The organism is Agromyces sp. P1_H4 (assembly GCF_056405255.1).
The window spans coordinates 1-5,438 of sequence record NZ_JBFUCL010000258.1; the positions used below are offsets into that span (position 1 = coordinate 1).

The following is a 5,438-nucleotide window of genomic DNA, read 5'->3' on the forward strand; positions in this document are numbered from 1 at the left end:
GCTCACGAAGGCGCCGGCCCGCACGAGCCAGCGCGGCAACGTGCGCGTCGGCACGTGCCGGGCGTCGGCGCCGAGGTGACGGCGCAGCAGCATGGCCATGTCGTGGAAGGAGATCGGGTCGCCGGCGACGGCGAGGAACCGCTCGCCCGCGGCATCCGGATGCCGCATCGCGAGCACGTGCAGGTCGGCGACGTCCCGCACGTCGACCCCGGTCGTGGTCCCCGGCGGCACCGCGGGCACCTTCCCGTTCAGCAAGCGCAGCAGCACGTGGATCGACGTCGAGAAGTCGACGCCGAGCGCGGGCCCGAAGATGACGACGGGGTTCACCGTGGCGAACTCGAGGCCCGCGCCCTCGCGCTCGATGAACTCCCACGCCGCCCGCTCGGCGAGCGTCTTCGACTGGATGTACGGGGTGAGGTGCGGCGCCGTGAGGTCGGTCCAGTCTGCCTCGGTGAACGGGCGGCCGGGGTCGGTGCCGTAGCCGATGGCCGCGAACGACGACGTCTGCACCACGCGTCGCACGCCCGTGTCGCGGGCGGCCCGCAGCACGCGCAGCACGCCCTCGCGGGCCGGCTCGATGAGCTCGTTCGCGTCCTTCGGCTGGCGAACGGGCAGGGGGGATGCCACGTGCAGTACGTACCGGGTGCCGTCGACCGCGTCGAGCCAGCCGTCGTCCTGCATGAGGTCGGCGACGACGAACTCGATCCCCACGGGATCCTGCCCGCCCGCACGCACGAGATCGCGGACCTCGCCGGCCCGGTCGAGCGATCGCACCGTCGTGCGCACGCGGTAGCCCTCGCGCAGGAGCGCGACGATGCAGTGCGCGCCGACGAAGCCCGTTCCGCCGGTCACGAGCACGAGTTCCCCGCTCATCCAGCCCCCACGGGTGGGACTCTACTCCGTCAGCTCGCGACGCCGGGTGGGGACTGCGGCGGGGCGCCGCCGGGGGCCAGCCAGATCGCGGGCGCAGGCCAGGCGATGCCGTAGGAGGCGAGGACGAGCACCGTGAACGCGTAGATCATCACGGCCATGGTGAGGCACCCGAGCACGATGCCGACGATGGGCAGGGTCGCCCGGCGACGCCCGAGCGAGCGGTACCTCGATGCCGACATGCCGCCGAGCCAGACGGCCAGCGACCCGAAGAGCACGAGCCACGCCGTGCGCTCGTACTGGCCCTCGAGCGGCACGAAGAAGCAGGTGAGCGTGGTGATGACGCCGATGCCGACGGAGGACCACCCGAAGAACCGGGCCCAGCCGAGGCCCTCGGCTGCGTCGCCGCCCCATCGCATCCACTCGCTCATCGGCTCGATCATCGCACGCCGGCCGGGAACGCGAGTGGKCCCGCCTCCGAGGAGACGGGCCCACCGTGGTGCGAGCGGTTCGGCTACTGCGGGTTGACGACGTCCACCGTCATCGCGCCGCCTTCCACCTGGCTGGTCACCGTGGCGGTCACGCCGTGGCCGGCGACGAGGACGCCGCCCAGCGGGTTGAGCGGGCTCATGAACGCGTCCTTCACCGCATCCGTGAAGGTCGCGGTCTGCTGCCGCGCACTGCCGTCACCGACGACCGCCGCGACGGACTCCACGTGCTGGTTCTTGCCCTTGCCGACGAGGACCTCCTTGTGCAGCGCGACCTGGTCGATCGCCTGGATGCCGAAGGTGGCGTCGTACGGCTGGCGCCGGTTGCTCGGCTTCGTGCCGTCGGGGTAGGTCATCGGGACCACACCGGCGTCGATCGGCAGTGCAAGGCCGTGGCCCTGGTGGTCGATCGTGTTGTTGTCGGTGTAGGTCTCGTCGACCGCCCACACGAGCATGCCGTCCTGGAACGGGAAGCGCTCCACGTGGTCGGGCCTCGTGTAGGCCGCGTCGAACTGGTACGGGCCGTTGCGCAGGGTGTCGTCGTAGCCGACGTAGGTGCGGTTCTCGACCAGGTAGTAGGCGTCGCCCGAGCTGACCTCGGAGCCGGTGCTGATCTTGAAGCCTCCCGCGGCGGTCCAACCGTTGGCGCCGCCCTCGACGCTGTCGCTCAGCACCGTGGTGCCGCCGCTCTTCACGACGATGTCGTCGAGGAATGCGCCGGCGAGGTGCACGCCGCCGTCGGACTGGTAGCGGAAGCGGAACAGGGTGTTCGCGTTGCCGCCGGGCACCGAGTACTTCAGCGTCGTCCACTTGCCGTTCGACGTGTCGGAGAGGCTGCCGACCGTGATCCAGTGGGCGCCCCCGTCGGTCGAGTACTCGCCGTAGAGGTAGTCGAAGCCGGCCTCGATGTCGTACCAGGCCTTCGCCGAGACGGTCGCGGTCTTGACCTTCGACAGGTCGAGCGTGCGCTCGAGCGTCGTGTTCAGGTCGTCGGCGCTCGAGGTCCACCAGGCGTGTCCGCCGTTCGGCGTCACGTAGTCGTTGGTGACGGGCGCGTCGGGCACGTCGACGACGAGGGCCTGGTCCTGGCCGTCGGCCTGGAGGGCGGCCGGGCTCAGCGTGTAGGAGCCGCTCTGGCCGGGGTCGACCACCGAGTAGTCGAGCCAGCCGAGCTGGAGCTTCTCCCACGGGCCCATGTAGCCGGGCGTGGTGCCGATGTCCTCGGTGCCGTGGTTGAGCCACGAACCGCTCGACATGAGCGTCCAGAAGGCGGTCGAGTTCTCGCCGCCGTTCGTGTCGTAGAAGTCGGGCAGCCCGAGGTCGTGGCCGAACTCGTGCGCGAACACGCCGAGGCCGCCGTTCTCCGCCTCGACCGTGTAGTCGCCGATCCAGAAGCCGGTGTCGCCGATCTGCGCGCCGCCGAACTTCGCGCCGTCGGGACCGGTGGTGCCGTAGTCGGTCGAGTTGACGTACCAGCGGTGCGACCAGATGGCGTCCTCGCCCTGCGCGCCGCCGCCGGCGTCCTCGCCCTCGCCGGCGTGCACGGCCTGGAAGTGGTCGAGGTAGCCGTCGGGCTCGTCGAAGTTGCCGTCGTTGTCGGCGTCGTAGCGGTCCCACACGTCGAACGACGCGAGCTCGGCCTTGATGTCGGCGTCGCTCTTGCCAGCCGCAACCTGCGCGTCGTACCAGGCGTTGCCGGTGTCCTCGATGAACTGCCAGGAGCCGCCGAAGTCCTCGACGGTGTTGTCGCCGTAGGTCGAGGCGTTGCCGGGCACCGTCACCCAGTCGCTGACCTCGCCGTCGATCGTGTAGTTGCCCGACGACTGCTTCTCGTAGAAGTCCTTGAACGACTCGCCGTCGCCGAAGAAGAGGTCCTCGTAGGTGCCCTGGTTGAAGTCGGGCTGCCAGTGGGTGCTGTTGTTCACCGTGCGGTCGGGCTGCGGGATCTCGTTGTGCAGCGGCCCGGGCGTGGAGCCGAGCTTGCCGGCGGTCTGGTCGCCGAACTGCGAGAGGATCGTGAACACCCGGTCGGTGCCGGTCACGGCCGCCTGGTAGTACTTGTCGGTGTCGAGCTGCACGACGCCGTCTTCGCCGGGCGAGGCCTGGCCCGAGAGGATGAGCTTCTGGGCGGCCTTGCGGCGCTGGTTCTGCCGCTCGGTGAGCGGGCCGGGGCGGTTGTCGAGCCGCTGGGCCGCGGCCGTGTCCGAGGTGGGACCGTCGGCGGGGGCGGCGACGGCTGCAGGCCCGAAGGCCGCACCCGCCATGACCGTCATGCCCGCCGCCGCGACGGCGACCATGCCGCGCATACGTCGATTCACGAGTTCTCCTTACATGGAAATGCGCCCGGGATCGCCGGGCACGGTGCGGGAAACCTAACACCGGCGTCCCCCTCGGGGAAGAGGTTGACCTCGGTCATGTTCCGAAACGACCCGAATCGTTATCGGGCGCTGCATCCGCGTCGCACCACCTGCGAACGACGCAACGAATCCGAGGGCGCGACCTCTTGTGCAGATCGCGCCCCCGGGTGAAAATACGCGCCGATTCCGATCAGGCGGCGACCTCCGGTGCGGCCTCAGCCGCGACCGTCGCCGCCGCACGGCCGCCGAGCAGCGCGTCGACCACGAACGCGGCGTCGCGGTCCATGCCCATCAGGGTCTCGGATGCCACGGAGTACTGGAACGGCATGCCCACGAACCCGAGCCCGCGGCATCCGCTCGCCACGCCCCGCACCTCGATGGGCAGCCCGTGCACGTCGACGACTCCGTCGACGTCGATCCAGTCGAGCTCGGGTCGCGACCCGGTGCACCAGACCACGGTGGCCGCGTCGATCGCCGTGCCGTCGGCGGTGACGGGGCGCCCGGCCTCGACGCCCTCGATGCGGCCGACCTGCACGACACCGGCGCGAGCCAGGTCCTTCAGCGAGTTGCGCACCAGCATCACGCCATGGCCGGCGCCCTCGGCCCTGGCGGCCCGGCCCTTCTCGGTGTCGATCGTGATCCCCCGCAGCCGGCGGATGAAGATGCCGGTCATGAGGTTGCCGATCGGACGGTCGATGTCGATGGGCACGTGCCCCGGATGCCGTCCGGCGAGCGTCACGGCATGACCCGCCGCCGCGGCCTCGAGCGCGACATCCGTGCCCGAGTTCGCCGCGCCCACGACCAGCACCGGCCCCTCGGCCAGCTGCTCCGCCCCGCGATAGTCGAGCGAGTGCAGCTGCCGGGTCGACGGATCGAGCCGAGCTGCGAGGTCGGGCGTGACCGGCCGGCGGTGCGCGCCGGTCGTGACGATCACCCGCGAGGCGAACACCTCGCCGCCGTCGCCGAGCGCCAGGCGGAACCGGCCGTCGGCGCCGCGGCTCAGCGACACGACGCGGACGCCCGTGCGCACCGGCAGGCGGAAGTGCGCGGCGTACCGCTCGAGGTAGTCGCCGAGCTGCGCGCCGGTCGGATAGCGGAACCGGCCGATCTCGATCGGCAGCCCGGGCAGGCTGAGGTACCGACGCGGCGTGAACAGGCGCAGCGAACGGTAGCGCTCGCGCCACGCGTCGCCGACGCGGGCGTGCTCGTCGAACAGCTCGAAGTCGACGCCGCGGTCGGCGAGGTGCGTCGCGACCATGAGCCCCGCGGCTCCGGCGCCGATGACGGCGGTGTCGATGACGGTGGTGGACATGAGGGCCTCCTGGAACATCCGAGTCGCTGATGCCCGCGACGCTACGGATGCCGCGGCGCGGCCGCGTCGGCAGAAATGACCAGTTCCCGTGGTGCCTCGGGTGGGCGCCGGCTCAGGATGCCGCGGCGAGCCCGTGCTCGAAGGCGAACGCCGTGGCGCCCGAACGGTTGGCGAGCCCGAGCTTGCCGAGGATGTTGCTCACGTGCCGCGCGACCGTGCGTTCGCTCAGGAAGAGCTGCTGGGCGATCTGCCGGTTGGTGCGCCCGCCCGCGATGAGCCGAAGCACCTCGACCTCCCGCCTCGTGAGGCCCGCGGATGCCGCGGCCGCCGGTTGCCCCGCCGCACCGGCGAGGCGCTCGAGCCGGTCGAGGTCGGCGACGGCGCCGAGGTCGGCGAGCACGGTGCGCGCCG

5 protein-coding genes are annotated in these 5,438 nt (G+C 71.3%); all 5 read right to left on the bottom strand.

Features of this window, described 5'->3' with window-relative positions; translation table 11 throughout:
* On the bottom strand, positions 1-873 hold an 873-nt coding region (locus AC1DY2_RS14500; protein WP_476763065.1), incomplete at its 3' end, for an SDR family oxidoreductase.
* A gap of 29 nt (positions 874-902) precedes the next feature.
* On the bottom strand, positions 903-1,301 hold the full coding sequence (locus AC1DY2_RS14505; RefSeq protein ID WP_476763066.1) for a hypothetical protein: 399 nt from the start codon (positions 1,299-1,301) through the stop codon (positions 903-905).
* Positions 1,302-1,384: 83 nt separating this feature from the next.
* Positions 1,385-3,676: an immune inhibitor A domain-containing protein gene (locus AC1DY2_RS14510; RefSeq protein ID WP_476763067.1), complete on the bottom strand. Its 2,292-nt coding sequence runs from the start codon at positions 3,674-3,676 to the stop codon at positions 1,385-1,387.
* A 229-nt stretch (positions 3,677-3,905) separates the two neighbouring features.
* Positions 3,906-5,027 (bottom strand): flavin-containing monooxygenase, encoded by a 1,122-nt coding sequence (locus AC1DY2_RS14515; protein WP_476763068.1) that lies wholly within the window; start codon positions 5,025-5,027, stop codon positions 3,906-3,908.
* A gap of 112 nt (positions 5,028-5,139) precedes the next feature.
* Positions 5,140-5,438: response regulator transcription factor (locus AC1DY2_RS14520; protein WP_476763069.1), on the bottom strand; the 299-nt coding region annotated here is incomplete at its 5' end.

Excerpts from the sequence above, each read along its gene's own strand:
- AC1DY2_RS14505 (WP_476763066.1), bottom strand. The coding sequence starts at position 1,301 with ATGAGCGAGTGGATGCGATGGGGCGGCGACGCAGCCGAGGGCCTCGGC.
- AC1DY2_RS14515 (WP_476763068.1), bottom strand. The coding sequence starts at position 5,027 with ATGTCCACCACCGTCATCGACACCGCCGTCATCGGCGCCGGAGCCGCG.